Origin of the sequence: Streptomyces sp. NPDC051315, from assembly GCF_044455165.1 — a bacterium.
Taxonomy (GTDB): domain Bacteria; phylum Actinomycetota; class Actinomycetes; order Streptomycetales; family Streptomycetaceae; genus Streptomyces.
Genome location: NZ_JBITEN010000006.1, coordinates 1 through 24,377, shown reverse-complemented (window position 1 = coordinate 24,377; position 24,377 = coordinate 1). Strand labels below are relative to the sequence as shown.

General features: G+C 72.7%; 22 protein-coding genes. 15 read left to right on the top strand and 7 right to left on the bottom strand.

All coding sequences use genetic code 11. The features are described from left to right. Nucleotides 1-56: 56 nt before the first annotated feature. The 4 genes from ACIBBD_RS13550 (at nt 57) to ACIBBD_RS13535 (ending at nt 2,824) form a co-directional block, all read left to right on the top strand. A complete protein-coding gene (locus ACIBBD_RS13550; RefSeq protein ID WP_399419524.1) occupies nt 57-1,652 on the top strand; it encodes an acyl-CoA carboxylase subunit beta in 1,596 nt (531 codons plus the stop codon). 9 nt (nt 1,653-1,661) lie between these two features. Further along, complete coding sequence (locus ACIBBD_RS13545) at nt 1,662-1,868, top strand: acyl-CoA carboxylase epsilon subunit (RefSeq protein WP_399419523.1); 207 nt, start codon at nt 1,662-1,664, stop codon at nt 1,866-1,868. A gap of 164 nt (nt 1,869-2,032) precedes the next feature. Continuing rightward, on the top strand, nt 2,033-2,161 hold the full coding sequence (mmpB, locus tag ACIBBD_RS13540) for a morphogenic membrane protein MmpB (RefSeq protein ID WP_399419522.1): 129 nt from the start codon (nt 2,033-2,035) through the stop codon (nt 2,159-2,161). Nucleotides 2,162-2,203: 42 nt separating this feature from the next. Further along, a complete protein-coding gene (locus ACIBBD_RS13535; RefSeq protein ID WP_399419521.1) occupies nt 2,204-2,824 on the top strand; it encodes a Maf family protein in 621 nt (206 codons plus the stop codon). On the opposite strand, the gene ACIBBD_RS13530 is transcribed toward ACIBBD_RS13535, so the two are convergent. Beyond that, entirely contained in the window at nt 2,793-3,284 is a 492-nt protein-coding gene (locus tag ACIBBD_RS13530) for a hypothetical protein (RefSeq protein ID WP_399419520.1), read from the bottom strand. The genes ACIBBD_RS13535 and ACIBBD_RS13530 overlap by 32 nt on opposite strands. A gap of 373 nt (nt 3,285-3,657) precedes the next feature. Here ACIBBD_RS13530 and ACIBBD_RS13525 point away from each other — a divergent pair, with 373 nt between their 5' ends. Continuing rightward, on the top strand, nt 3,658-5,430 hold the full coding sequence (locus tag ACIBBD_RS13525) for an acetyl/propionyl/methylcrotonyl-CoA carboxylase subunit alpha (RefSeq protein WP_399419519.1): 1,773 nt from the start codon (nt 3,658-3,660) through the stop codon (nt 5,428-5,430). Nucleotides 5,431-6,313: 883 nt separating this feature from the next. Here ACIBBD_RS13525 and ACIBBD_RS13520 read toward each other — a convergent pair. Both ACIBBD_RS13520 and ACIBBD_RS13515 read right to left on the bottom strand, forming a co-directional pair. Beyond that, nucleotides 6,314-7,279, bottom strand: a complete 966-nt coding sequence (locus ACIBBD_RS13520; RefSeq protein ID WP_399419518.1) for a DeoR/GlpR family DNA-binding transcription regulator — start codon at nt 7,277-7,279, stop codon at nt 6,314-6,316. A 167-nt stretch (nt 7,280-7,446) separates the two neighbouring features. Beyond that, on the bottom strand, nt 7,447-8,895 hold the full coding sequence (locus ACIBBD_RS13515; protein ID WP_399419517.1) for an NAD(P)H-quinone dehydrogenase: 1,449 nt from the start codon (nt 8,893-8,895) through the stop codon (nt 7,447-7,449). 117 nt (nt 8,896-9,012) lie between these two features. Between ACIBBD_RS13515 and ACIBBD_RS13510 the strand changes: the two genes are divergently transcribed. The 3 genes from ACIBBD_RS13510 to ACIBBD_RS13500 all read left to right on the top strand — a co-directional run bounded on the left by ACIBBD_RS13510 (nt 9,013) and on the right by ACIBBD_RS13500 (nt 12,423). After that, entirely contained in the window at nt 9,013-9,450 is a 438-nt protein-coding gene (locus tag ACIBBD_RS13510; protein ID WP_399419516.1) for a gamma-glutamylcyclotransferase, read from the top strand. 152 nt (nt 9,451-9,602) lie between these two features. Then, complete coding sequence (locus ACIBBD_RS13505) at nt 9,603-10,427, top strand: purine-nucleoside phosphorylase (RefSeq protein WP_399419515.1); 825 nt, start codon at nt 9,603-9,605, stop codon at nt 10,425-10,427. Nucleotides 10,428-10,773: 346 nt separating this feature from the next. Next, nucleotides 10,774-12,423, top strand: coding sequence for a phospho-sugar mutase (locus ACIBBD_RS13500; RefSeq protein ID WP_399419514.1), 1,650 nt, complete (start codon nt 10,774-10,776; stop codon nt 12,421-12,423). A 146-nt stretch (nt 12,424-12,569) separates the two neighbouring features. Here ACIBBD_RS13500 and ACIBBD_RS13495 read toward each other — a convergent pair whose 3' ends face one another. Then, the gene (locus ACIBBD_RS13495) at nt 12,570-14,255 is read right to left on the bottom strand and encodes a hypothetical protein (RefSeq protein WP_399419513.1); all 1,686 of its coding nucleotides are present in this window, start codon (nt 14,253-14,255) and stop codon (nt 12,570-12,572) included. A 128-nt stretch (nt 14,256-14,383) separates the two neighbouring features. Then, complete coding sequence (locus ACIBBD_RS13490) at nt 14,384-15,133, bottom strand: PH domain-containing protein (protein ID WP_399419512.1); 750 nt, start codon at nt 15,131-15,133, stop codon at nt 14,384-14,386. 186 nt (nt 15,134-15,319) lie between these two features. On the opposite strand from ACIBBD_RS13490, the gene deoC reads away from it, so the two are divergent. The 3 genes from deoC to ACIBBD_RS13475 are packed head-to-tail and all read left to right on the top strand — an operon-like array spanning nt 15,320 to nt 18,688. Then, nucleotides 15,320-16,312, top strand: a complete 993-nt coding sequence (gene deoC, locus ACIBBD_RS13485) for a deoxyribose-phosphate aldolase (RefSeq protein WP_399419511.1) — start codon at nt 15,320-15,322, stop codon at nt 16,310-16,312. Nucleotides 16,313-16,317: 5 nt separating this feature from the next. Continuing rightward, on the top strand, nt 16,318-17,763 hold the full coding sequence (locus ACIBBD_RS13480) for an aldehyde dehydrogenase family protein (RefSeq protein ID WP_399419510.1): 1,446 nt from the start codon (nt 16,318-16,320) through the stop codon (nt 17,761-17,763). After that, the gene (locus tag ACIBBD_RS13475; protein WP_399419509.1) at nt 17,753-18,688 is read left to right on the top strand and encodes an aldehyde dehydrogenase family protein; all 936 of its coding nucleotides are present in this window, start codon (nt 17,753-17,755) and stop codon (nt 18,686-18,688) included. The genes ACIBBD_RS13480 and ACIBBD_RS13475 overlap by 11 nt, the downstream gene beginning before the upstream one ends. A 72-nt stretch (nt 18,689-18,760) precedes the next feature. Here ACIBBD_RS13475 and ACIBBD_RS13470 read toward each other — a convergent pair whose 3' ends face one another. Beyond that, entirely contained in the window at nt 18,761-19,165 is a 405-nt protein-coding gene (locus ACIBBD_RS13470) for a hypothetical protein (protein WP_399419508.1), read from the bottom strand. A gap of 128 nt (nt 19,166-19,293) precedes the next feature. Here ACIBBD_RS13470 and ACIBBD_RS13465 point away from each other — a divergent pair, with 128 nt between their 5' ends. Then, a complete protein-coding gene (locus tag ACIBBD_RS13465) occupies nt 19,294-19,932 on the top strand; it encodes a uridine kinase (protein ID WP_399419507.1) in 639 nt (212 codons plus the stop codon). Between the two features lie 244 nt (nt 19,933-20,176). Here ACIBBD_RS13465 and ACIBBD_RS13460 read toward each other — a convergent pair whose 3' ends face one another. Beyond that, on the bottom strand, nt 20,177-20,914 hold the full coding sequence (locus ACIBBD_RS13460) for a SigE family RNA polymerase sigma factor (protein WP_399419506.1): 738 nt from the start codon (nt 20,912-20,914) through the stop codon (nt 20,177-20,179). A 326-nt stretch (nt 20,915-21,240) separates the two neighbouring features. On the opposite strand from ACIBBD_RS13460, the gene afsQ1 reads away from it, so the two are divergent. From afsQ1 to ACIBBD_RS13445, 3 genes are read left to right on the top strand one after another with little or no spacing between them, the layout of a single operon-like run. Continuing rightward, on the top strand, nt 21,241-21,918 hold the full coding sequence (gene afsQ1, locus ACIBBD_RS13455; protein ID WP_189933766.1) for a two-component system response regulator AfsQ1: 678 nt from the start codon (nt 21,241-21,243) through the stop codon (nt 21,916-21,918). Further along, nucleotides 21,915-23,468, top strand: coding sequence for a sensor histidine kinase (locus ACIBBD_RS13450; protein ID WP_399419505.1), 1,554 nt, complete (start codon nt 21,915-21,917; stop codon nt 23,466-23,468). The genes afsQ1 and ACIBBD_RS13450 overlap by 4 nt, the downstream gene beginning before the upstream one ends. Next, nucleotides 23,468-24,082, top strand: coding sequence for a hypothetical protein (locus tag ACIBBD_RS13445; RefSeq protein ID WP_399419504.1), 615 nt, complete (start codon nt 23,468-23,470; stop codon nt 24,080-24,082). Before ACIBBD_RS13450 ends, ACIBBD_RS13445 begins: the two co-directional genes overlap by 1 nt. The last annotated feature ends 295 nt before the right edge of the window (nt 24,083-24,377 follow it).

Here is a 24,377-nt window from a genome sequence, read left to right as displayed (position 1 = left end):
TACGCTACGGATGAGTAACCGTCCCCCCTTTTGAGCAGGCAGGGAGCCGCATCCCGATGTCCGAGCCGGAAGAGATCGACATCCACACGACCGCGGGAAAGCTCGCGGATCTCCAGCGCCGCGTCCAGGAGGCGACGCACGCCGGCTCCGAACGTGCCGTCGAGAAGCAGCACGCGAAGGGCAAGCTGACGGCCCGTGAGCGCATCGAACTCCTCCTCGACGAGGGTTCCTTCGTCGAACTGGACGAGTTCGCCCGTCACCGCTCGACCAACTTCGGGCTGGAGAGCAACCGCCCGTACGGAGACGGCGTGGTGACCGGGTACGGCACGGTCGACGGCCGCCCCGTCGCCGTCTTCTCCCAGGACTTCACCGTCTTCGGCGGTGCCCTCGGCGAGGTCTACGGCCAGAAGATCGTCAAGGTCATGGACTTCGCGCTGAAGACCGGCTGCCCGGTCATCGGCATCAACGACTCCGGCGGCGCCCGCATCCAGGAGGGCGTGGCCTCGCTGGGCGCGTACGGCGAGATCTTCCGCCGCAACACGCACGCCAGCGGCGTCATCCCGCAGATCTCGCTGGTCGTCGGCCCCTGCGCGGGCGGCGCGGTGTACTCGCCCGCGATCACCGACTTCACGGTCATGGTCGACCAGACCTCGCACATGTTCATCACCGGCCCGGACGTCATCAAGACCGTCACCGGCGAGGACGTCGGCTTCGAGGAACTGGGCGGCGCCCGCACCCACAACTCCGTCTCGGGCGTGGCGCACCACATGGCCGGCGACGAGAAGGACGCCATCGAGTACGTCAAGCAGTTGCTGTCGTACCTGCCGTCGAACAACCTCAGCGAGGCCCCGGTGTTCCCGGAGGAGGCGGACCTCACCGTCACCGACGAGGACCTCGAGCTGGACACGCTCGTCCCGGACAGCGCGAACCAGCCGTACGACATGCACACGGTGATCGAGCACGTCCTGGACGACGCGGAGTTCTTCGAGACGCAGCCGCTGTTCGCCCCGAACATCCTCACCGGCTTCGGCCGGGTCGAGGGGCACCCGGTCGGGATCGTCGCCAACCAGCCGATGCAGTTCGCGGGCTGCCTGGACATCCAGGCGTCCGAGAAGGCGGCGCGCTTCGTCCGCACGTGCGACGCCTTCAACGTCCCGGTGATCACCTTCGTCGACGTCCCCGGCTTCCTGCCCGGCGTCGGCCAGGAGCACGACGGCATCATCCGGCGCGGCGCGAAGCTGATCTACGCCTACGCCGAGGCCACCGTCCCCCTGATCACGGTCATCACCCGCAAGGCCTTCGGCGGGGCGTACGACGTCATGGGCTCCAAGCACCTGGGCGCCGACCTCAACCTGGCCTGGCCCACCGCCCAGATCGCCGTCATGGGCGCCCAGGGCGCGGTCAACATCCTGCACCGCCGCACCATCGCGGAGGCCGAGGCGAGCGGTGAGGACGTCGAGGCGGTCCGCGCCCGGCTGATCCAGGAGTACGAGGACACCCTCCTCAACCCGTATGTCGCCGCCGAGCGCGGTTACGTCGACGCGGTGGTCATGCCGTCGGACACCCGCCGGCACATCGTGCGCGGCCTGCGTCAGCTGCGGACGAAGCGGGAATCCCTGCCTCCGAAGAAGCACGGCAACATCCCCCTGTAAGGAGCCGCTGTGATCAAGGTCGTACGGGGCAACCCGACCCCGGAGGAGTTGGCCGCCGCACTGGCGGTGGTCAGGGCCCGCGCCGCGGCGGCGTCCAGCACGCCGTCCGGCGCGCCGACGACGAGGGACGCGTGGTCCGACCCGTCACGCATCGCGGCCCACCGCCTGCCCCAGCCGGGCCGGGCGTCGTGGGCCCGCACCTACTGGCCGGGCTGACAGCGGCCGGCCGGGGCGCCGCGGGGCCGTACACCGGCCCACGGCTCCGCCAAGCCGACGCGCCGGCCCCCACCGGCCCGCAGCCGCGCACGACCGGCTGCGGGCCGGCAACTTGAGTACGCGTACTCAGGCGCCCTTCACGCTCGCGCCGCACCCTGGACACCATGCTGTGGTCCGACCCCGAGAACGAACCGCCGAAGGAACTGCGAGACATGCAGGAGACGATGCGGCGGCTCGGCCTCTTCCTCGCCCTGGCCATGGTGCTGGCGATGATCGTGATCGGCCTCGGATGAAGCGCCCGGCCCGGGCCGGGCGCCAGCGGATACGCTGACCGCATGACTGATCAGCCGCGCCGTCGACTCGTGCTCGCCTCCCAGTCCCCCGCCCGGCTGGGCCTGCTGCGGCAGGCCGGCCTCGACCCCGAGGTGATCGTCAGCGGGGTCGACGAGGACGCCGTCACCGCCCCCACCCCGGCCGAACTGGCGCTGGCCCTCGCCGAGGCGAAGGCCTCCGTCGTGGCCGCGAAGCCCGAGGTGAAGGGCGCCCTGGTGATCGGCTGCGACTCGGTCCTCGACCTGGACGGCCAGGCCCTGGGCAAGCCCGCGGACGCCGAGGAGGCCACCGCCCGCTGGAAGGCGATGCGCGGGCGGGCCGGCACGCTGCAGACCGGGCACTGCGTCTACGACACCGTCAGCGGGCGGTACGCCTCGGCCACCGCCTCCACGGTCGTCCGCTTCGGGGAGCCGACCGACGAGGAGATCGCCGCGTACGTCGCCTCGGGCGAGCCCCTCTACGTCGCCGGGGCGTTCACCCTGGACGGCCGTTCCGCCCCGTTCATCGACGGCATCGACGGCGACCACGGCAACGTCATCGGCATCAGCCTGCCCCTCGTCCGCCGCCTGCTGGCGCAACTGGGCGTGGGCATCACGGAGTTGTGGGCGCCGGCGGACCGCTGACCGGGGCCGGGCCCTCGTCCTCGGGGCCGCCGCCCGGACCTGCCTGCGGCCCCGCGGCGGCCTGCCCCTCCTGACGGTCGTAGCTCATCAGCAGCAGCACGATCAGCGCCAGCACCACCACCATGAACAGGAACGCCGGCCAGCCCACCAGCCCCCAGACGAACGCGCCCAGCAGCCCGTGCACCACCGCGGCGCTGATCAGCAGGATGCGGCCGAGGCCGGCGGCCGGCCGGCCGCGTACCGCCATCAGCAGGGCGACCAGGCCGCACAGGGCGAAGTAGAGGCCGAAGACGACCCCGCCGATCTTCGACGAGGTCGACATCATGTGCGGGTCCAGGCCGGCCAGCGACATGTCCTGCCGGTCCACGACGACCCCGAGGAACCAGTTCAGCGCCGCCACGCCGAACGCCTCGGCGAAGAGCACGACCGCCACGATCGCTGCCACCGGTCTGCGGACCACCGGTCCCCACCCACTTTCGACCCAGCCCCGGGAGGACTGCTGTTACCCCAAGTACGTTCGAGACATCGTGAACGCTACTAACGGGTAAACCTGGGGACAAGGGTTGTGCGCCCGGCAAAGAATCATTGGGCCATTCGTAGGGACTCGACAAAGAAACAGAGTGGGCCGCAGCACGCTCTCACAGAGACCTTGGCCACAGTTGAGGGCTAGGGTTTCCGGGAGGAGTGCTGCGTACGGCGGTACTACAAGGGATTTCGCGGTCGAGTGAGCCTCGCATCACGCTCCGTGTGGGCAAGCTCACCTCTGGGGACGGGTCGAAGAGCCGTGTCGGCAGTCCCTAAACTCGGCTTGTTTCAAGGAGGGAGCCTCAATCGTGCGCAAGGTGCTCATCGCCAACCGTGGCGAAATCGCAGTCCGTGTGGCCCGGGCCTGCCGGGATGCCGGTATCGCGAGCGTTGCCGTCTACGCGGACCCGGACCGGGACGCTCTGCATGTCCGCGCCGCGGATGAGGCGTTCGCCCTGGGCGGTGACACTCCGGCGACCAGCTACCTGGACATCCAGAAGGTGCTGAACGCGGCCCGCGAGTCCGGCGCGGACGCCATCCACCCGGGCTACGGCTTCCTCTCCGAGAACGCCGAGTTCGCCCAGGCGGTCCTGGACGCGGGCCTGATCTGGATCGGCCCGCCCCCGCAGGCCATCCGCGACCTCGGCGACAAGGTGGCGGCCCGGCACATCGCGCAGCGCGCCGGCGCGCCCCTGGTCGCCGGTACGCCCGACCCGGTGTCCGGCGCCGAGGAGGTCGTGGCCTTCGCGAAGGAGCACGGGCTCCCCATCGCGATCAAGGCCGCCTTCGGCGGTGGCGGCCGCGGCCTGAAGGTCGCCCGCACCCTCGAAGAGGTCCCGGAGCTGTACGACTCCGCCGTCCGTGAGGCCGTCGCCGCCTTCGGCCGGGGCGAGTGCTTCGTCGAGCGCTACCTCGACAAGCCGCGCCACGTCGAGACCCAGTGCCTCGCCGACCAGCACGGCAACGTGGTGGTCGTCTCCACCCGTGACTGCTCGCTCCAGCGCCGCCACCAGAAGCTGGTCGAGGAGGCCCCGGCGCCGTTCCTGTCCGAGGCCCAGGTCGCCCAGCTGTACTCCGCGTCGAAGGCCATCCTCAAGGAGGCCGGCTACGTCGGCGCCGGCACGGTGGAGTTCCTCGTCGGCCTCGACGGCACCATCTCCTTCCTGGAGGTCAACACCCGCCTCCAGGTCGAGCACCCGGTCACCGAGGAGGTCGCCGGCATCGACCTCGTCCGCGAGATGTTCCGCATCGCCGACGGCGAGGAGCTCGGCTACGGCGACCCGGTGCTGCGCGGCCACTCCTTCGAGTTCCGCATCAACGGCGAGGACCCGGGCCGCAACTTCCTCCCGGCCCCCGGCACGGTCACCGCGTTCGACCCGCCGTCCGGGCCGGGCGTGCGCCTGGACGCGGGCGTGGAGTCCGGCTCGGTCATCGGTCCGGCCTGGGACTCGCTGCTGGCCAAGCTGATCGTCACCGGCCGCACCCGCAAGGAGGCGCTGGAGCGCGCGGCCCGCGCCCTGGAGGAGTTCCAGGTCGAGGGCATGGCCACGGCGATCCCGTTCCACCGCGCGGTGGTGAGGGATCCGGCCTTCGCGCCCGAGCTGACCGGGTCCGCCGACCCGTTCACGGTCCACACCCGCTGGATCGAGACCGAGTTCGTCAACGAGATCAAGCCCTTCGCCTCCCCGGCCGACGCCGAGGCGGACGAGGAGATCGGCCGTGAGACGGTCGTCGTGGAGGTCGGCGGCAAGCGCCTGGAGGTCTCCCTCCCGGCCTCGCTCGGCATGACCCTGGCCCGTACGGGTCTGGCGGCGGGCGCCAAGCCGAAGCGCCGGGCGGCGAAGAAGTCCGGTCCGGTGGCCTCCGGCGACACCCTCGCCTCGCCGATGCAGGGCACGATCGTCAAGGTCGCCGTCGAGGAGGGCCAGGAGGTCAAGGAGGGCGACCTGGTCGTCGTCCTGGAGGCGATGAAGATGGAGCAGCCGCTGAACGCGCACCGCTCCGGCACCATCAAGGGCCTCACCGCGGAGGTCGGCGCGTCGATCACCTCGGGCGCCGCGATCTGCGAGATCAAGGACTGAGCCCGGACGCACGTCGAGGCGCCCGGTGGACCTGAGCGATCGGTCCACCGGGCGCCTCGCTCGTCCCGGTCCCTCCCCGCGGCTGTGGCCCGTTTCCCTGCCCCCCGTGACGGCGGTCCGGTTCCCCGGCCCCCATGACGTCGGTCCCTTTCCCGTCTCCCGTGACGGGTCCGGGCGCGTCCGGGTCCAGGACGCGCCCGGGTCCAGCCCGTACCGTGCCGTGCGGCCGCGGTGAGCGAGCTGCCGGGTGAAGCCGAAGAGGTCGCGCTCGTCTCGGTGAAGTCCCGTCCGGCGCGGACGAGGGCGTACCCCTCGACCACGCTCAGGTCCGAGCCCGCCGACGCGACCAGGTGCCGGCGCAGGCCGAACGGGCGGAAGGCGAGGAGGCAGCGGTGGGTCCGCCGCCCCAGCAGTCGCCGGCCGCGTCACTGGTGCGCCGGGTCTCGGTCGTCGAAGTCTGGAGCATGACCTCGGTGAGCGGGTGGCCGAGGGGGCGGTCCTAAGAAGGCCATCGGGTTCTCGTGGAAGGAGTCCCGGGGCAGCGACAGTGAGGACAGCCCGGCCCGGTCGGCCGGCAACCGGTACCACTGCGCGGCGCCGGCGGCCACGAGCCCCATCGGCTCGGGCAGCGCGCGCTCCCCCCGCACCTCCGGGCGGAAGCGGTCTCTCAGAGGCCACGGGGCATCGGCAGGCGGCGGCTGCGGGGAGGCCTGGCCGGCCGCGCCTTACCCGGCGGAGCCGCACATCGGACGCCGCCCCGCCCCTGAGGGGCCGTCGCGCGGCGGGCCCGGCGAAGACGGCGCCGCCTGCTCACCGGGCGTCGGACGCGGCGTGGCCCGGCGCGGTGACCGGCGGCCCCGGCCGCCCGGCGGACGCCGCCGGCTCACCGCCGGCGCAGGTCGGCCACCCGTGCGCGCTCCTGGCCCGGGGACTGCTCACCCAGGACCGACGCCGCGCGCAGGCCCGACGGGGTGCCGGGGACCTGGCCTCGGCGGGGGGAGGGGAGGGGGACGTCCCGGCGCTGCTGCTGGCGGCGCGCCGGGACCGCGTCACCCCCCGGGTTTCCCGACGCCCCGGCCACGGCGATCTGCACCCCCTGGTCCGCCAAAGCCTGCAACTCGGTCTGGGCGCGGTCGTCGTGCGCGGGCGGTTCGTCGGTGACCAGGCGGGTGATGACGTCGGTCGGGACCGTCTGGAACATCGTGTCGGTGCCCAGCTTGGTGTGGTCGGCGAGGACCACGACCTCGGCGGCGGCCTGGACGAGGGCCCGGTCGACCGACGCCGACAGCATGTTGGACGTGGAGAGCCCGCGCTCGGCGGTGAGGCCGCTTCCGGAGAGGAAGGCGCGGGAGACCCTGAGTCCCTGGAGGGACTGTTCGGCACCGCTGCCGACGAGGGCGTAGTTGGAGCCTCTGAGGGTGCCGCCGGTCATCACGACCTCGACCCGGTTGGCGTGGGCCAGGGCCTGGGCGACCAGCAGGGAGTTGGTCACGACGGTGAGTCCGGGCACCCGGGCGAGCCGGCGGGCCAGCTCCTGGGTGGTGGTCCCCGCCCCGACCACGATGGCCTCGCCCTCTTCGACGAAGTTGGCGGCGAGGTCGGCGATGGCGGTCTTCTCGGCGGTCGCGAGATGGGACTTCTGCGGAAAGCCGGACTCCCGCGTGAAACCGCCCGGCAGTACCGCACCGCCGTGCCGGCGGTCGAGGAGTCCTTCTGCCTCCAGTGCGCGCACGTCCCGCCGTACGGTCACTTCGGAGGTCTGGACGACGCGGGCGAGCTCACGGAGCGACACGGCCCCGTTCGCTCGCACCATTTCGAGGATCAATTGGCGACGTTCTGCAGCGAACACGAAACTGACAGTAACGCGGACGACCGTCTGCTTTCAGCTCTTTGCGCCGAATAATAGAAGTTGTTCGCACAGTGGGGCACGAAGTGGTATAGGGGCCTAGTTCCGGCGCCTATGCCACCCGCACGGGCCGCAACTCCCCGTGACCTGCGAGGAGTCGATTCCGGCCGTCAGACCTCGCTGCCCGTCTTCCTCGTGTGCAACTGCCGTGCCACCTCGGCGATCGACCCCGAAAGGGACGGGTACACGGTGAAGGCGTTCGCGATCTGTTCGACCGTCAGATTGTTGTCGACGGCGATCGAGATGGGGTGGATGAGTTCCGAGGCGCGCGGCGCCACGACGACACCGCCGACGACGATCCCCGTGCCCGGACGGCAGAAGATCTTCACGAAGCCGTCGCGGATGCCCTGCATCTTGGCGCGCGGGTTGCGCAGCAGCGGCAGCTTGACGACCCGCGCGTCGATCTTGCCGGCGTCCACGTCCGCCTGCGAGTAGCCGACGGTGGCGATCTCGGGGTCGGTGAAGACGTTGGAGGAGACGGTCTTGAGGTTGAGCGGGGCCACCGCGTCGCCGAGGAAGTGGTACATGGCGATGCGTCCCTGCATGGCGGCGACGGAGGCGAGGGCGAAGACGCCGGTCACGTCACCGGCGGCGTACACGCCCGGAGCCGACGTCCTGGAGACCCTGTCGGTCCAGATGTGCCCGGAGTCGCGGAGCCTGACGCCCGCCTCCTCCAGGCCGAGGCCCTCGCTGTTGGGGATGGCGCCGACGGCCATCAGGCAGTGCGAGCCGGTGATGACCCGCCCGTCGGCGAGGGTCACCTCGACCCGGTCGCCGACCCGCTTGGCGGACTGGGCGCGGGAGCGGGCCATGACGTTCATGCCGCGACGCCGGAAGACGTCCTCGAGCACGGCGGCGGCGTCCGGGTCCTCACCGGGCAGCACACGGTCCCGGGAGGAGACGAGGGTGACCTTGGAGCCGAGGGCCTGGTAGGCGCCGGCGAACTCGGCACCCGTCACGCCCGAGCCGACCACGATGAGCTCCTCGGGCAGCTCCCGCAGGTCGTAGACCTGGGTCCAGTTGAGGATGCGCTCGCCGTCGGGCTGGGCGTCGGGCAGCTCGCGGGGGTGACCGCCGGTGGCGATGAGCACCGCGTCGGCGACGAGCGTCTCCTCGGTCCCGTCGGCCGCCCGAACCACGACCTTGCGCGAACCGTCGAGGGCCTGCATGCCGTCCAGGCGGCCACGGCCGCGCAGGACGCGGGCACCCGCGCGGGTGACGGAGGCGGTGATGTCGTGCGACTGCGCGAGCGCGAGCCGCTTGACGCGCCGGTTGACCTTGTCGAGGTCCACCCCGACGACCCGGGCCGACTGCTCCAGCGGAGGGGTGTCGTCGGCGACGATGATCCCCAGCTCCTCGTAGGAGGAGTCGAAGGTGGTCATCACCTCGGCCGTAGCGATAAGGGTCTTCGACGGCACGCAGTCGGTCAGCACCGACGCCCCGCCCAGACCGTCGCAGTCGACGACGGTCACCTCCGCGCCGAGCTGCGCGGCCACCAGCGCCGCTTCGTAGCCGCCGGGTCCGCCACCGATGATCACGATCCGAGTCACGTACTCCATTGTCCCGCACGCCTCAAGGCGGCACGTCTCCGGGGGGCCGGGCGGTGGTACCGCTGCGGCGGAAGGGGTGGTGGACGGCGGAAGTGACGTCTGTTCGAGCTGCCGTACTCTCATCACATGTCGCTCTACGCCGCGTACGCCGGCAACCTCGACGCGCGGCTGATGACGCGCCGCGCCCCGCACTCGCCGCTGCGCGCGACCGGCTGGCTGAACGGCTGGCGGCTGACCTTCGGCGGCGAGCAGCTGGGCTGGGAGGGCGCCCTCGCGACGATCGTGGAGGACCCCGTCGCACAGGTCTTCGTCGCGCTGTACGACCTCGCCCCCATGGACGAGGACTCGCTGGACCGCTGGGAGGGCGTGGGCCTCGGCATCTACCGCCGGCTCCGGGTGCGCGTCCACACCCTGGACGGCGAGGAGCAGGGCTGGGCGTACGTCCTGAACGGCTACGAGGGCGGTCTGCCGTCGGCCCGCTACCTCGGGGAGATCGCCGACGCCGCCGAGTCGGCGGGCGCGCCGCACGATTACGTGATGGAGCTGCGGAAGCGGCCCTGCTAACCGACCCGCCTGCGGACCTGGCCGTCGTCCCGGGCGAGTGACCCCGTCGGCGCAGCCGCGGACCCTTTCATTGGAAACGACAAGACAACGATCGCCATCCCGTGGGCTCTGTCATCTACGCGCGTAGGCCGAGACCGGCTACCCTCATCCGCGTGAACGCATCTCTTCTCCCGGACGACATCCAGGGCGACCCCTACGCCGCCGCCGACGCCGCCGCCGCGCGCCTGCGCGAACTGACGGGCGCCGAGACCCACGACGTCGCCCTCGTGATGGGCTCCGGCTGGGCCCCCGCCGTGGACGCCCTGGGCGCGCCCGAGGCCGAGTTCCAGGTCACCGACCTGCCCGGCTTCCCGCCGCCGGCCGTCGAGGGACACGGTGGCAAGATCCGCTCGTACCGCATCGGCGCGAAGCGCGCGCTGGTCTTCCTGGGCCGTACGCATTACTACGAGGGCCGTGGTGTGGCCGCCGTGGCGCACGGCGTCCGCACGGCGGTGGCGGCCGGCAGCAAGACGATCGTGCTCACCAACGGCTGCGGCGGTCTGCGCGAGGGCATGCGTCCCGGGCAGGCGGTGCTGATCAGCGACCACATCAACCTCACGGCGACGTCGCCGATCGTCGGCGCCAACTTCGTCGACCTCACGGACCTGTACTCGCCGCGGCTGCGGGCCCTGTGCAAGGAGATCGACGCCACGCTGGAGGAGGGCGTCTACGCCCAGTTCCCCGGCCCGCACTACGAGACGCCGGCCGAGATCCGGATGGCTCGGGTCATCGGAGCCGACCTGGTGGGCATGTCCACGGTGCTGGAGGCCATCGCCGCCCGTGAGGCCGGTGCGGAGGTGCTGGGCATCTCCCTGGTCACCAACCTCGCCGCCGGCATGACGGGCGAGCCCCTCAACCACGAGGAGGTCCTCCAGGCCGGCCGGGACAGCGCGACCCGCATGGGGTCGCTGCTGGCGCAGGTGCTGGGCCGGCTGTAGCCGAACACGTCCCCTCAGCGCGCCGCGGCTGCCCGTCCGCCGCCGGCGGCTTCGCGCCCGGGCGTTCGGCCCCTGCCGTCCTGACGGCTCCACCCCGGGCTCCTGGCCTTCGCCGTCCCTGAAGGCTTTGCCCCCGGGCCAGGGCCCCCGGCCTCTGTCCCACCCCTCACCCGTCTCGGCATCTCAGCAGGCGGGCGGCCCGGGACGGGGTCCGACCTCGACCGTGGGCCCTGGCCCGGGGTCCGGCGACGCCCCCGGCGGGGGCCGAAGGGGCGGCCGAGCCCTGGCGGGAAAGGCGGCGGCGGGGGCGAGACACTCACGATCACATACGAGAGGTTGACCGACCGTGCACGACGATCTCGATAACGTCGACGATCTCATCGCCCGCGCCCGGACCTGGCTGGCCGAGGACCCCGACCCGGACACCCGCGAGGAACTCGCCGAGCTCCTCGACGCCGGGGACGTCACCGAACTCGCCGCCCGCTTCCGCGGCACCCTCCAGTTCGGCACCGCCGGTCTGCGCGGCGAACTCGGCGCCGGCCCGATGCGGATGAACCGTGCCGTCGTCATCCGCGCCGCCGCCGGCCTCGCCGCCCACCTGAAGGCGCAGGGCAAGGGGGACGGCCTCGTCGTCATCGGCTACGACGCCCGGCACAAGTCCGCCGACTTCGCCCGCGACACGGCCGCGGTCATGACCGGCGCCGGTCTCAGGGCCGCCGTCCTCCCCCGCCCCCTGCCCACCCCCGTCCTCGCCTACGCCATAAGGCACCTGGGGGCGGTCGCCGGCGTCGAGGTCACCGCCAGCCACAACCCGCCCCGGGACAACGGCTACAAGGTGTACCTGGGCGACGGTTCGCAGATCGTCCCGCCCGCCGACGCGGAGATCGCCGCCGAGATCGCCGCCGTCCGCTCCCTGCACGACGTGCCCCGGCCGGAGACCGGCTGGGAGACCCTCGACGACGCCGTCCTCGACGCCTACCTGGCCCGGACGGACGCCGTGCTCGCCCCCGACTCCCCGCGCACCGCCCGCACCGTCTACACGGCGATGCACGGCGTCGGCAAGGACGTCCTCCTCGCCGCCTTCGCCCGTGCCGGGTTCCCGGTGCCGGCGCTCGTCGCCGAGCAGGCCGAGCCCGACCCGGACTTCCCGACCGTCGCCTTCCCCAACCCGGAAGAGCCCGGCGCCATGGACCTCGCCTTCGCGAAGGCCCGCGAGACCGACCCGGACCTCGTCATCGCCAACGACCCCGACGCGGACCGCTGCGCCGTCGCCGTCAAGGACGACGGCGCGTGGCGCATGCTGCGCGGCGACGAGGTCGGCGCCCTCCTCGGCGCCCACCTGGTCCACCGCGGCGCCCGGGGCACCTTCGCCGAGTCGATCGTCTCCTCCTCCCTCCTCGGGCGTATCGCCGACAAGGCGGGGCTGCCGTACGAGGAGACCCTCACCGGCTTCAAGTGGATCGCCCGCGTCGACGGTCTGCGCTACGGCTACGAGGAGGCCCTCGGCTACTGCGTCGACCCCGAGGGCGTACGCGACAAGGACGGCATCACCGCGGCCCTGCTCATCACCGAGCTGGCCTCCGTCCTCAAGGAGGAGAACCGCACCCTCCTCGACCTCCTCGACGACCTCGCCGTCGAGCACGGTCTGCACGCCACCGACCAGCTCTCGGTCCGGGTGGAGGACCTGTCGGTGATCGCGGACGCGATGCGGCGACTGCGCGAGCAGCCCCCGACCGCCCTCGCGGGCCTGGCCATCACCCGCGCCGAGGACCTCACCCGGGGCACCGACCGGCTCCCGCCCACGGACGGTCTGCGCTACACCCTCGACGGGGCCCGCGTCATCGTCCGCCCCAGCGGCACGGAGCCCAAGCTCAAGTGCTACCTGGAGGTCGTCGTGCCCGTCGCCTCCCGCGAGGACCTCCCGGCGGCCCGCACGACGGCGACCGAACTCCTCGCGACCATCAAGCGGGACCTGTCGGCGGCCGCCGGCATCTGACACGGATCCTGGGGTGCCCGGGGATCCGGGGCCTGCGGATCCGGGGGTGTCTGAGCCCGTCGTACCCCGACGCGCACCGGCCGGGCAGCGGGCCTCCGCTTCCCGGCCCGGCTCGCCGCCCGAGGCCGCCGTGGGCGCCGCCGCGGCTACGGCAGGAGCACCGCCAGCGCCAGGGTCACCACCCCGGCCACCACCCCCACCGGCCACAGCGCCCGTCCCCGCTGCCGCGCGTCGGCCGTGGCGGTCGGCCGCAGCGCCGGGTCCCTCCACAGCGCGGCGATCTCGGCGGCGGTCCGCTCGTAGGGGTGGAGGACGCCGAGCCGGCGTTCCAGCCAGGGCCAGCGAGGCGTGTGCACCCTCCACTCGGCGAAGGACGCCGGCTTGCCGACGACCTTCAGCGTGACGCCCTGGCAGCGGACGTCCCGGATGCGGTCCCACTCCAGGAGCCGGGGCCGCCGCAGGGTGTTGAACCACAGCCCCTCCCGGTCGGCGGTGATCCGCCAGGCGAGACGGCGCGGCAGTACGAGGGCGGCGGCCAGGGCCAGCAGGACTCCGTAGACGTAACGCCACCCACCGGAGTCCGCCCAGACGGACGTCAGGTACAGCACCGCCACCAGGACGGTGAACGCGTCGGCCCATCCGGCCCGCCACCGCCGCACGTCCGGCGTCCCCGTCGGACCGGCCCGTCCCGCGAGGGCGGCGGCGACAGCCCGGTGCCGCTCCTGCCGGCGGGCCTCCTCGACGGCCTTCCGCCTCTCCTGCACGGCCCGGCGCCGCGCGGCCGGCCCGGTCACCGGCCGTACCGGCCCCACCGAGGCCTCCACGACGGGCGGCGCGCCCTCCTCCTCCGCGGCGGCGAGCAGGACGACCTCGGCGCCGTCATGGGGCACGCCGTACAGGACGGCCTCGCGCAGGGGCCCGGTCCAGCCGTCGGCGCCACCCCGCAGCAGCTTCAGGATCTCCTCGTCGTCCTCGGCGTCATCGTCGTCCTCGGCGCCGTCCTCACCGTCGTCGCGGTCCGCGTCGGCGTCCTCCGCCCGCGTCTGGAAGGTGGCGACGGTGAACAGGGGCCGCAGCGCGGCGACGTCGTCGGCGGCGAAGACCTCCGCGTCCGCGTCGGAGTTGTCCCGCACCAGCACCCTGAGCACGGGGACGGGCGCCCGCCGCAACCCGGCGGCCCGGTGCCGGCCGAGTCCCGCGGAGAGGACGACGGTGAGCCCGAGCCCGACGACACACCAGCAGGCGGCGACCGCCGGCCGCTCCCCGCCCCCCGCCCACAGACCGGCGGTGGCCCCGAGCAGCCCGCCGACGACGACGGTGGCGGCACCGGACCAGAACAGGAACGCACCCCGCTCCAGGGGCGCTCGCCTCCCCGGCAGTGCGGACGTCACGCCTCCGGAGGCCTCCAGGGCTGCCACCCGCTGCGCCTTCCGCGCGACCAGCCGCACCGTGACGGCGGCCCACACGCCCACGAGTCCCGCCGCGAGCCCCAGCCGCACGGCCCACGAGGTGTCCCCCGGCACGAGGACGACGGGAACGGCGACCGGCGCGAGCAGACGAGCCGCCTCCGGCCGCAGCACCAGCCACACGAGGTGCAGCGCGACGAGAGCGGCACCCCAGCCGGGCATTCCGGTGCCCGCGACGAGCCCGGCGGCCCCGGCGACGGCGGCGAGGGGCAGCCCCGCGTGCACCGACGTCCACGCCCGGACGGGCACCCACCGCGGGGGCAGCGCCGCCACCCACCGCCGAGCCCGCTCACCCTCCCAGCGCTCAGCGCCGTCGGGTATCGCGGAACCGGGCAGCCTCAGCACCCCACCGGAACCACCGCTCATCGTCTTTCAGCCCCCGAGACACAGACCGAGCCCCACGGATCACCCACCGGACGGCGAGGACCGTGGAGCGCACGGACACAGCACAGCGAACGCCGGCACCCGCGCTCAGCGGACACAGGCCCGCCGCCTCACCCCACGGCCAGCAGAATCCCCAGCACCACGGCCCCGGCCACCGCGGGCCCCATGATCTCCCAGGCCCACCGCACGCTCACCTCACCCTGCGCGCTCTCCTCCTTCTCGCGGGCCTCCCACAGCTGCCGCAACTCGTGCATGATCTTGTCGCTCTCGGCCAGCAAGGGCCCCTCCGGCCCCCCGGCACCCGGCCCCGCACCCGCACCGGCACGCCCGCCCGCGAACGCCCCGCCCCCGGCACCGCCGAACCCACCGAAACCGCCGAGCCCGCCGGCCCCCCGGCCGCTCCGCCCCTGCCGTTCGGCCGTGCGCTCCGCCGCGGCCCGCGCCTGCCGCCGGGCCGCCTTCTTCCGCGCCCGCAGCGAGACGGGGATCGACCACAGCTGGTACTTCTTCCCCGACACGGCGACGACCTCGTTGGTGTACCCCGCCCGCAGCGAGGCGACCTGCCCCCACGGCAGCACGATCACCCGGAACGGATTGCGCACCCGCAGCCGGTCCTCACCGGCGAACACCGCCGGCCGCAGGGTGAAGGCGACGACCAGCGGCACCAGCAGGATCAGCGTCGCGAGCGCCAGCCACGGCGTCCGCCCCTCCCCCGCGACGATCGCGTCGACACCGAGCCAGCCGACGAGCGCGAGCAGCAGCACGCCGCCGGCGATGCCCGCGGGCGACCGGTAGATGCGGTCCTTGGTCTCGGGGGCCGCGGGCTGCGGCGCTGGCGACTGGTCTTCCGGGCTCGTCATGGCCCCGATTGTGCCGCAGCCCGCGGCGCCGGGCCGACCCGCCCCGGGGCCGTCGAGGAGCAGCCCCGCGCCGCGCGGCTCGTCACGGTTCCCCGCGCCCCCACACCGGACACCCGGCGCGCCCTTCGAGGAGCCGCCTCCGGGGTGTACAGCCGCTACGCGCGTAGATATGCTCGTCTGGTGACCATGCCCACCAATGCACCCTCCCCCACTGCTGAACGCGTGGGAGGTACCCCCAGCGCACATGCCCTCGCGGACGTCGCCACGTCCGACAGCGCGCTGCGCCGCTTCCTCCACGGGCTGCCCGGCGTCGACGCGGTCGGCCTGGAGGCGCGCGCCGCATCCCTCGGTACCCGATCCATCAAGACGACCGCGAAGGCGTACGCCATCGACCTCGCCATCTCGATGGTCGACCTGACGACGCTGGAAGGCGCGGACACTCCGGGCAAGGTCCGGGCGCTCGGCGCGAAGGCGGTCCACCCCGACCCGACCGACCGCACGACGCCCCCGACGGCGGCCGTCTGCGTCTATCCGGACATGGTGGCCACCGCCAAGGCCGCCGTGGCGGGCTCCGGCGTGAAGGTCGCCTCCGTCGCCACCGCATTCCCGGCCGGCCGCGCCGCCCTCGAGGTGAAGCTCGCCGACGTCCGCGAGGCCGTCGCCGCGGGCGCCGACGAGATCGACATGGTCATCGACCGCGGCGCCTTCCTCGCGGGCGACTACCTCAAGGTGTACGACGAGATCGTCGCCGTGAAGCAGACCTGCGGCACCTCCGCCCGCCTGAAGGTCATCTTCGAGACGGGCGAGCTGTCGACGTACGACAACATCCGCCGCGCCAGCTGGCTCGGCATGCTCGCCGGGGCGGACTTCATCAAGACGTCCACCGGCAAGGTCGCCGTCAACGCGACCCCCGCGAACACGCTGCTCATGCTGGAAGCCGTGCGCGACTTCCGCGCGCAGACCGGGGTCCAGGTCGGCGTGAAGCCGGCCGGCGGCATCCGCACCACCAAGGACGCCATCAAGTTCCTGGTCCTGGTCAACGAGACCGTGGGCGGGGACTGGCTGGACAACCACTGGTTCCGCTTCGGCGCCTCCTCGCTCCTGAACGACCTGCTGATGCAGCGTCAGAAGCTGGCCACCGGCCGCTACTCCGGCCCCGACTACGTGACGGTGGACTGATCACCATGGCTCCCGCATCCGCATTCGAGTACGCACCGGCCCCCGAGTCCCGCTCGGTCGTCGACATCGCCCCGTCCTACGGCCTCTTCATCGACGGCGAGTTCACGGAGGCGGCGGACGGCAAGGTCTTCAAGACCGTCTCCCCGTCCACCGAGGAGGTCCTCTCCGAGGTCGCCCGGGCCGGCGGCGAGGACGTCGACCGCGCGGTCAGGGCCGCCCGCAAGGCCTTCGAGAAGTGGTCGGCGCTGCCCGGCCCGGAGCGCGCGAAGTACCTCTTCCGCATCGCCCGCATCATCCAGGAGCGCAGCCGCGAGCTGGCCGTCCTGGAGACCCTGGACAACGGCAAGCCGATCAAGGAGACCCGCGACGCCGACCTGCCACTGGTCGCCGCGCACTTCTTCTACTACGCGGGCTGGGCCGACAAGCTCGACCACGCCGGCTTCGGCCCGAACCCGAGGCCGCTGGGCGTCGCGGGCCAGGTCATCCCCTGGAACTTCCCGCTGCTGATGCTGGCGTGGAAGATCGCCCCGGCGCTCGCGACCGGCAACACGGTGGTGCTGAAGCCGGCCGAGACCACGCCCCTGTCCGCGCTCTTCTTCGCGGACATCTGCCGCCAGGCGGGCCTGCCGAAGGGCGTCGTCAACATCCTCCCGGGCTACGGCGACACCGGCGCCGCCCTGGTCGCGCACCCGGACGTGAACAAGGTCGCCTTCACCGGCTCCACGGCCGTCGGCAAGGAGATCGCCCGCACGGTCGCCGGCACCGACAAGAAGCTCACCCTCGAACTGGGCGGCAAGGGCGCCAACATCGTCTTCGACGACGCGCCGATCGACCAGGCCGTCGAGGGCATCGTCAACGGCATCTTCTTCAACCAGGGCCAGGTCTGCTGCGCGGGCTCCCGTCTGCTGGTGCAGGAGTCGATCCACGACGAGCTGCTGGAGTCGCTGAAGCGCCGTCTGTCCACGCTCCGCCTGGGCGACCCGCTGGACAAGAACACGGACATCGGCGCGATCAACTCCGCCGAGCAGCTCGCGCGCATCACGGCACTCGCCGACCAGGGCGAGGCCGAGGGCGCCGAGCGCTGGTCCCCCGCCTGCGAACTGCCCACCTCCGGCTACTGGTTCGCCCCGACGCTCTTCACGAACGTCACCCAGGCGCACACCGTCGCCCGCGACGAGATCTTCGGCCCCGTGCTGTCCGTCCTCACCTTCCGCACCCCGGACGAGGCCGTCGCCAAGGCCAACAACACCCCGTACGGCCTGTCGGCGGGCATCTGGTCGGAGAAGGGCTCCCGCATCCTCGCGGTGGCGAACAGGCTCCGGGCCGGCGTCGTCTGGTCCAACACGTTCAACAAGTTCGACCCGACCTCGCCGTTCGGCGGTTACAAGGAGTCGGGCTTCGGCCGCGAGGGCGGCCGCCACGGCCTGGAGGCGTACCTCGATGTCCGATAAGACCGACAAGACCGAGCAGCAGCGGCTGAGTGTCTTCAAGACCTACAAGCTGTACGTCGGCGGGAAGTTCCCGCGTTCCGAGAGCGGCCGGGTGTACGAGGTGACGACGAAGACATCAGCCGCCGACGCGGCGGGGGAGGGCAGGTGGCTGGCGAACGCGCCCCTCTCCTCCCGCAAGGACGCCCGTGACGCGGTCGTCGCCGCCCGCAAGGCGTTCGGCGCCTGGTCCGGCGCGACGGCGTACAACCGGGGTCAGATCCTCTACCGCGTCGCGGAGATGCTGGAGGGCCGCAGGAGCCAGTTCGTCCGCGAGGTCGCCGACGCCGAGGGCCTGTCGAAGTCGAAGGCCGCCGACCAGGTCGAGGCGACGATCGACCGCTGGGTCTGGTACGCGGGCTGGACCGACAAGATCGCCCAGGTGGTGGGCGGCGGCAACCCGGTGGCGGGCCCGTTCTTCAACCTGTCCTCGCCCGAGCCGACGGGCGTCGTGGCCGTCGTGGCCCCCCAGGAGTCGTCCTTCCTGGGCCTGGTCTCGGTCGTCGCCCCGGTGATCGCCACCGGCAACACGGCGGTCGTGGTGGCGTCCGAGCGGTCCCCGCTCCCGGCCCTGTCCCTGGGCGAGGTCCTGGCCACCTCCGACCTCCCCGGCGGCGTGGTCAACGTCCTCTCCGGCCGTACGGCGGAGATCGCCGCGCCGCTGGCCGCGCACCAGGACGTCAACGCGATCGACCTCGCGGGCGCCGACGCCGCGCTGGCGAAGGAACTGGAGATCGCGGCGGCGGACAACCTGAAGCGCGTTCTTCGTCCACAGCCTGTGGACGACTGGTCGGCGACGCCGGGCATCGACCGCCTGACAGCCTTCCTGGAGACGAAGACGGTCTGGCACCCGACGGGGTCGCTGGGCGCCTCGGGCTCGTCGTACTGACGGCCCTCCACGACGGGCAGGCCGCGCCCCTCTCCGTCCGGAGGGACGCGGCCTGCTGCGCGTGCGCGCCGGTCAGCCGCCCAGCAGCCCCGTCACCTGCCCCCCGACCGGGATCGAGCCGACCGACTGCGCCTGCGCCACCGGCCCGGTCAGCGCCCTGGAGGAGAGCGGCCGGAAGTCGGCGACCTGGGTGCCGACGCCGTTGTCGAGCGGGTCGACACCGGTGCCGGCGAGCGGGTTGGGCTTCAGGCCCGACACGGGGCCGGTGACATGGCCGACCGTGCCGGTCAGCGCCTGCAGGCCGGCCTGCGGGTCGATGGTGCCGAGCGAGGTGGGACGCGTGCGCACCACGTCCAGGACCGGTTCGGTCTCGGCGGCGGCCGTCCCCGCGCCCGCGCCCAGCGCCACCCCCGCGGTGGCGAGGGCGACCAGGGCACGTCGGCCGGTCGGAGTCCGGGGTGAGGGGTGTCGGGCCATCGCGGCGCCCACTTTCTGCTGCGTCGGGTGATCGGATCGACACGAAGGGTAGTTGAGGTGTGACGCGCGCATCAAAGCCGACCCGCGGGGTCGTTGACGACCCGGGCGATGCCTCACACTGGTGTCCCGTGAGTCCCCATCCGCCCGTACCCACGCGAGTCGTGCTGCTCTGCGGCCCTTCCGGCTCCGGCAAGTCCCTCCTCGCCGCCCGCTCCGGTCTGCCGGTGCTGCGGCTCGACGACTTCTACAAGGAGGGCGACGACCCGACGCTGCCGCAGGTGGCGGGGAGCTCCGACATCGACTGGGACCACCCCGACTCGTGGGACGCGGACACGGCGGTCGCCGCGATCACCGACCTGTGCCGCACGGGCCGGACGAGCGTTCCCGTCTACGACCTCGCGCTCAGCGCCCGCACCGGCGCGGAGACGATCGAGATCGGGCGGACACCGCTGTTCATCGCGGAGGGCATCTTCGCCGCCGAGATCGTCGGCCGGTGCCGGGACCTGGGTGTCCTGGCCGACGCGCTGTGCCTGAGCCGCGGCCCGGTGACGACCTTCCGCCGCCGTTTCCTGCGGGACCTGAAGGAGGGCCGCAAGTCGGTCCCCTTCCTGCTGCGCCGCGGCTGGCGCCTGATGCGCGACGAACGCTCCATCGTGGCCCGCCAGACCGCGCTCGGCGCGTACGCCTGCGACCGCGACGAGGCGCTGGGCCGCCTGGCGAACGCGGCGTCCGGCCACCGTGCCACGGCGGCGCGTACGGTCGCGTAGACGCCGTACGGGCCGACCCGGGGCAGCACGAGAAGCGGGACTGGACGGACCCCCCGGCCCTCCAGCCCCGCTCTGTGGTGCTCCCCCGTGCTTCCCCCGTGCTCCCGTCCCCCCGGACGGGGCCTCCCCCGTGCTGTGCGCGGTACCGCTCCCCCGACGTCCCCCGTTGGGTCCCCCCGGTACCGCTCCCCCGTGTCTCCCCCGTTCACCGGCGTCCCTCACGGGATGCCGGCCCCCGTGACCTTCAGGCGACGAGCTCCCCGAAGGCGTCCTCCTCGTCACGGCCGAAGCTGAGGACCTCGTCCTCGCGCAGCCGGCGCAGCGACCGCCAGATGCTGGACTTCACCGTGCCGACACTGATGTCGAGGATCTCCGCGATCTCCGGGTCGGTGCGGCCCTCGTAGTAGCGCAGGACCAGCATCGTCCGCTGGAGTTCGGGCAGCCGGGCCAGCGCCTGCCACAGGACCGCGCGCAGCTCGGTGCCGCGCATCGCGTCCGTGTCGCCGGGCGTCTCCGGCAGTTCCTCGGTCGGGTACTCGTTCAGCTTGCGGCGGCGCCACGCGCTGATGTGCAGGTTGGTCATGGTCCGCCGCAGGTAACCCCCGACGGCCGCCTTGTCGCTGATGCGGTCCCAGGCCCGGTAGGTCGAGAACAGCGCGCTCTGCAGCAGGTCCTCGGCCTCGAAGCGGTCACCGGTGAGGTGGTAGGCGGTGGCGTACAGGGAGGCGCGGCGCTCCTGGACGTAGGCGGTGAACTCCGCCTCCGACAGCGAGCGACGCTCCCCCGTGGCCTCCCTGTACGCGGCTCCCCCGTGCGCTTCCCCCGTGTTCGCGTCAACCACCGTCATGATCGCGGTGTGCTGACGCCCGGCGCCGCGAGCGCACCCCCGCCCGCTCACGGCACCGGACTTCTCGGAACCCCGGTGCACGTCGTGCAGGCGCGTGACCACTGCGCTGGTGCTCAGGCCGTGCAGCGTGTTCATCTTGCGCCCCCCGTCGTGGACTTACGGTGTCCGGCTTGATCCGTTCGGCTCGGCGTGCTGCCTTGCCTGTGCCGAAAAGCTTGCCCACGCCACTTCATCGCCGTGTCCGTCGACTGTCACAGACCTGTCACAGGGGTCGGTCACGGCGACACCACAGCCCGTTCACAGTCGTCGCCGCTACGGCCCGTCGCACCGCGCTCCGGCGGTGCTCCCGGAGCGCCCGGAACCGCCCGCACGCCGCGCGCGCCGCGGAAACGGCGGACCTCCGCGCCCGAGCCCCGACCCGCAGGTCGAACGACAGCACCTCCATGGGCCAGAATGAGCCCGTGCCTTCCCTGTTGCTGATCGAGGACGACGACGCCATCCGTACGGCCCTGGAGCTCTCACTGACGCGCCAGGGACACCGTGTGGCGACCGCTGCGAGCGGTGAGGACGGTCTGAAGCTGCTGCGCGAACAGCGGCCGGATCTGATCGTGCTGGACGTGATGCTGCCCGGCATCGACGGCTTCGAGGTGTGCCGGCGCATCCGGCGCACCGACCAGCTGCCGATCATCCTGCTCACGGCACGCAGCGACGACATCGACGTGGTCGTGGGGCTGGAGTCCGGCGCCGACGACTACGTCGTCAAACCGGTGCAGGGCCGGGTGCTCGACGCCCGGATCCGGGCCGTGCTGCGGCGCGGGGAGCGCGAGTCGAACGACTCGGCGACCTTCGGCAGCCTCGTCATCGACCGCGCGGCGATGACGGTGACGAAGAACGGCGAGGACCTCCAGCTGACCCCGACCGAGCTGCGCCTGCTGCTCGAACTGAGCCGGCGCCCCGGTCAGGCGCTGTCCCGGCAGCAGCTGCTGCGCCTGGTCTGGGAACACGACTACCTGGGCGACTCCCGACTCGTGGACGCCTGCGTCCAGCGGCTGCGCGCCAAGGTCGAGGACGTCCCCTCCTCCCCCACCCTGATCCGTACCGTGCGCGGAGTCGGCTACCGCCTGGACGCGCCTCAGTGACCTCAGGGCAAGGGGGGTTCCGCGGCTGGTCCGCGGCGCGCAAGGGACATCTTTCACGGCTGCGCCTCACCAGCCTGCGACTGCGCCTCGTCGTCGTCTTCGGGCTGGTGGCGCTGACCGCCGCCGTATCCGCGTCCGGCATCGCGTACTGGCTCAACCGCGAGGCCGTGCTGACGCGCACCCAGGACGCGGTGCTGCGGGACTTCGAGCAGGAGATGCAGAACCGGGCCGGCTCGCTGCCCGAGCACCCGTCGCAGGACGAGCTGCAGCACACGGCCGGCCAGATGGCCGACAACAGCCAGCGCTTCAGCGTCCTGCTGCTCGCCGAGGACTCCACCGGCAGGACCGTGTACGGCAACTCCGGCGGCCTGAACGGCTTCTCGCTGGACGACGTGCCCATGTCGCTGCGTACGGCGGTGAACAAGGAACAGGGCACCACCGCCGGCAACAAGTCGCCGTACCACCTGTACTGGCAGCGGGTGGTCGACCACGGCACGCCGTACCTGGTGGCCGGGACGAAGGTGATCGGGGGCGGTCCGACCGGCTACATGCGCAAGTCCCTGGAGCCGGAGGCCAAGGACCTCAACTCACTGGCCTGGTCCCTGGGCATCGCCACCGGCCTGGCCCTGATAGGCGCCGCACTCCTCGCGCAGGCCGCGGCCACGACCGTGCTGAAGCCGGTCCACCGGCTCGGGGTCGCCGCCCGGCGCCTCGGCGAGGGCAAGCTGGACACCCGTCTGCGTGTCTCCGGGACGGATGAGCTGGCCGACCTGTCCCGCACCTTCAACCGGACGGCGGAAGCCCTCGAGAAGCGCGTCGCGGACATGGCCGCCCGCGACGACGCCTCACGCCGCTTCGTCGCGGACATGAGCCACGAACTGCGCACCCCCCTCACCGCCATCACCGCCGTCACCGAGGTGCTGGAGGAGGAGCTGGACGCGGAGTCGGGCGGGATCGACCCGATGATCGAGCCCGCCGTACGCCTGGTGGTCTCCGAGACCCGACGGCTGAACGACCTCGTCGAGAACCTGATGGAGGTCACCCGCTTCGACGCGGGAACGGCACGCCTGGTCCTGGACGACGTCGACGTCGCCGACCAGATCACGGCCTGCATCGACGCGCGCGCCTGGCTCGACGCGGTCGAACTCGACGCCGAGCGCGGCATCCACGCCCGCCTCGACCCACGCCGTCTGGACGTCATCCTCGCCAACCTCATCGGCAACGCCCTCAAGCACGGCGGCTCGCCGGTACGGGTCTCGGTGCGGGAGTCGGCCGACGAGGTGGTCATCGCCGTCCGCGACCACGGCCCCGGCATCCCCGAGGACGTCCTGCCCCACGTCTTCGACCGCTTCTACAAGGCGAGCGCCTCCCGCCCCCGCTCCGAGGGAAGCGGCCTGGGCCTCTCCATCGCCCTGGAGAACGCCCACATCCACGGCGGCGAGATCACCGCCGCCAACTCCCCCGAGGGAGGCGCGGTCTTCACCCTCCGCCTGCCCAGGGACGCCTCGGAGTTGGCGGAGGGTGAGAAGAAGGACAAGGGGGACACTTGATGACCGCACACGCCAGGCCCGTACGCCTTCTCGCCCTCCCCCTCCTCGCCGCGCTGGTCACCGGCTGCGGAATCAGGGCGACGGAGGTACCGACCGACTTCGGACCCGCCCCCTCCCGGGTCCGCTGCTCCCTCACCGAACCGGACGCGACCCCGCAGGCCTCGCGGGGCGTACCGGTGCGGGTGTTCCTGCTGTGCGGTTCCTCCCTGGTCGCCGTCGACCGCGCCGTCCGGGTCCCGGACGGCGCGGTCGACTCCGCACGACGCGTCCTGGTCGCCCAGGGCCTCCTCGACGAACTGGCGGAGTCCCCGTCGGCCCCCGAGAAGGAGGCCGGCTACACCACGGACGTACGCGGCGGCATGACGGTGAGCGGCCCGGCCCCCGAGGACCCGGACGACACCCTGCGCCTGAGCACCTCCCCCGGCGACCTGACCTCGTACGCCCTGGCCCAACTCGTCTGCACCTTCTCCGACTCGGCAGCGGCCGAGGGCGACGGCTCGGTGGTCCTGGGCGGCCCCGACACCGACCCCCCACGCCGCTACGAGTGCACGGACGAGGTCCGCTCCCGCCCCGGAACGACGGAACCCCCGTCCACAGAAGTGACCGAGGAATAACCCCCACCCCGACGTACTCACCACGGACACCCGCACCCGCCCGACGGCGGGAGCGGACCGTCAACCGGTCAGCCGCCCCAGCCCGACGGCGGGCGCGGGTGTGTGTGCACCGGACCACCGCACCCGCGAGACGGCGGGAGCGCGTACAGGCGGGAGCGGACGTGTGCGCTGCCGACCCGCCGCACCCGCGAGACGGCGGGAGCGGGTCGTGGCGGTGCGGCGCAGCCCGTCGCTCAGCGCTGCACAGCCACGTTCCACTGCTACCGACAGGCAGCCGTACGCCCAACGCGCGACG

Excerpts from the sequence above, each read along its gene's own strand:
- ACIBBD_RS13495 (WP_399419513.1), bottom strand. The coding sequence starts at position 14,255 with ATGAGCGGTGGTTCCGGTGGGGTGCTGAGGCTGCCCGGTTCCGCGATA.
- ACIBBD_RS13475 (WP_399419509.1), top strand. The coding sequence starts at position 17,753 with ATGTCCGATAAGACCGACAAGACCGAGCAGCAGCGGCTGAGTGTCTTC.
- ACIBBD_RS13515 (WP_399419517.1), bottom strand. The coding sequence starts at position 8,895 with ATGGAGTACGTGACTCGGATCGTGATCATCGGTGGCGGACCCGGCGGC.
- ACIBBD_RS13535 (WP_399419521.1), top strand. The coding sequence starts at position 2,204 with ATGACTGATCAGCCGCGCCGTCGACTCGTGCTCGCCTCCCAGTCCCCC.
- deoC (WP_399419511.1), top strand. The coding sequence starts at position 15,320 with ATGCCCACCAATGCACCCTCCCCCACTGCTGAACGCGTGGGAGGTACC.
- mmpB (WP_399419522.1), top strand. The coding sequence starts at position 2,033 with ATGCTGTGGTCCGACCCCGAGAACGAACCGCCGAAGGAACTGCGAGAC.
- ACIBBD_RS13480 (WP_399419510.1), top strand. The coding sequence starts at position 16,318 with ATGGCTCCCGCATCCGCATTCGAGTACGCACCGGCCCCCGAGTCCCGC.
- ACIBBD_RS13490 (WP_399419512.1), bottom strand. The coding sequence starts at position 15,133 with ATGACGAGCCCGGAAGACCAGTCGCCAGCGCCGCAGCCCGCGGCCCCC.
- ACIBBD_RS13445 (WP_399419504.1), top strand. The coding sequence starts at position 23,468 with ATGACCGCACACGCCAGGCCCGTACGCCTTCTCGCCCTCCCCCTCCTC.
- ACIBBD_RS13470 (WP_399419508.1), bottom strand. The coding sequence starts at position 19,165 with ATGGCCCGACACCCCTCACCCCGGACTCCGACCGGCCGACGTGCCCTG.
- ACIBBD_RS13550 (WP_399419524.1), top strand. The coding sequence starts at position 57 with ATGTCCGAGCCGGAAGAGATCGACATCCACACGACCGCGGGAAAGCTC.
- ACIBBD_RS13510 (WP_399419516.1), top strand. The coding sequence starts at position 9,013 with ATGTCGCTCTACGCCGCGTACGCCGGCAACCTCGACGCGCGGCTGATG.
- ACIBBD_RS13460 (WP_399419506.1), bottom strand. The coding sequence starts at position 20,914 with ATGAACACGCTGCACGGCCTGAGCACCAGCGCAGTGGTCACGCGCCTG.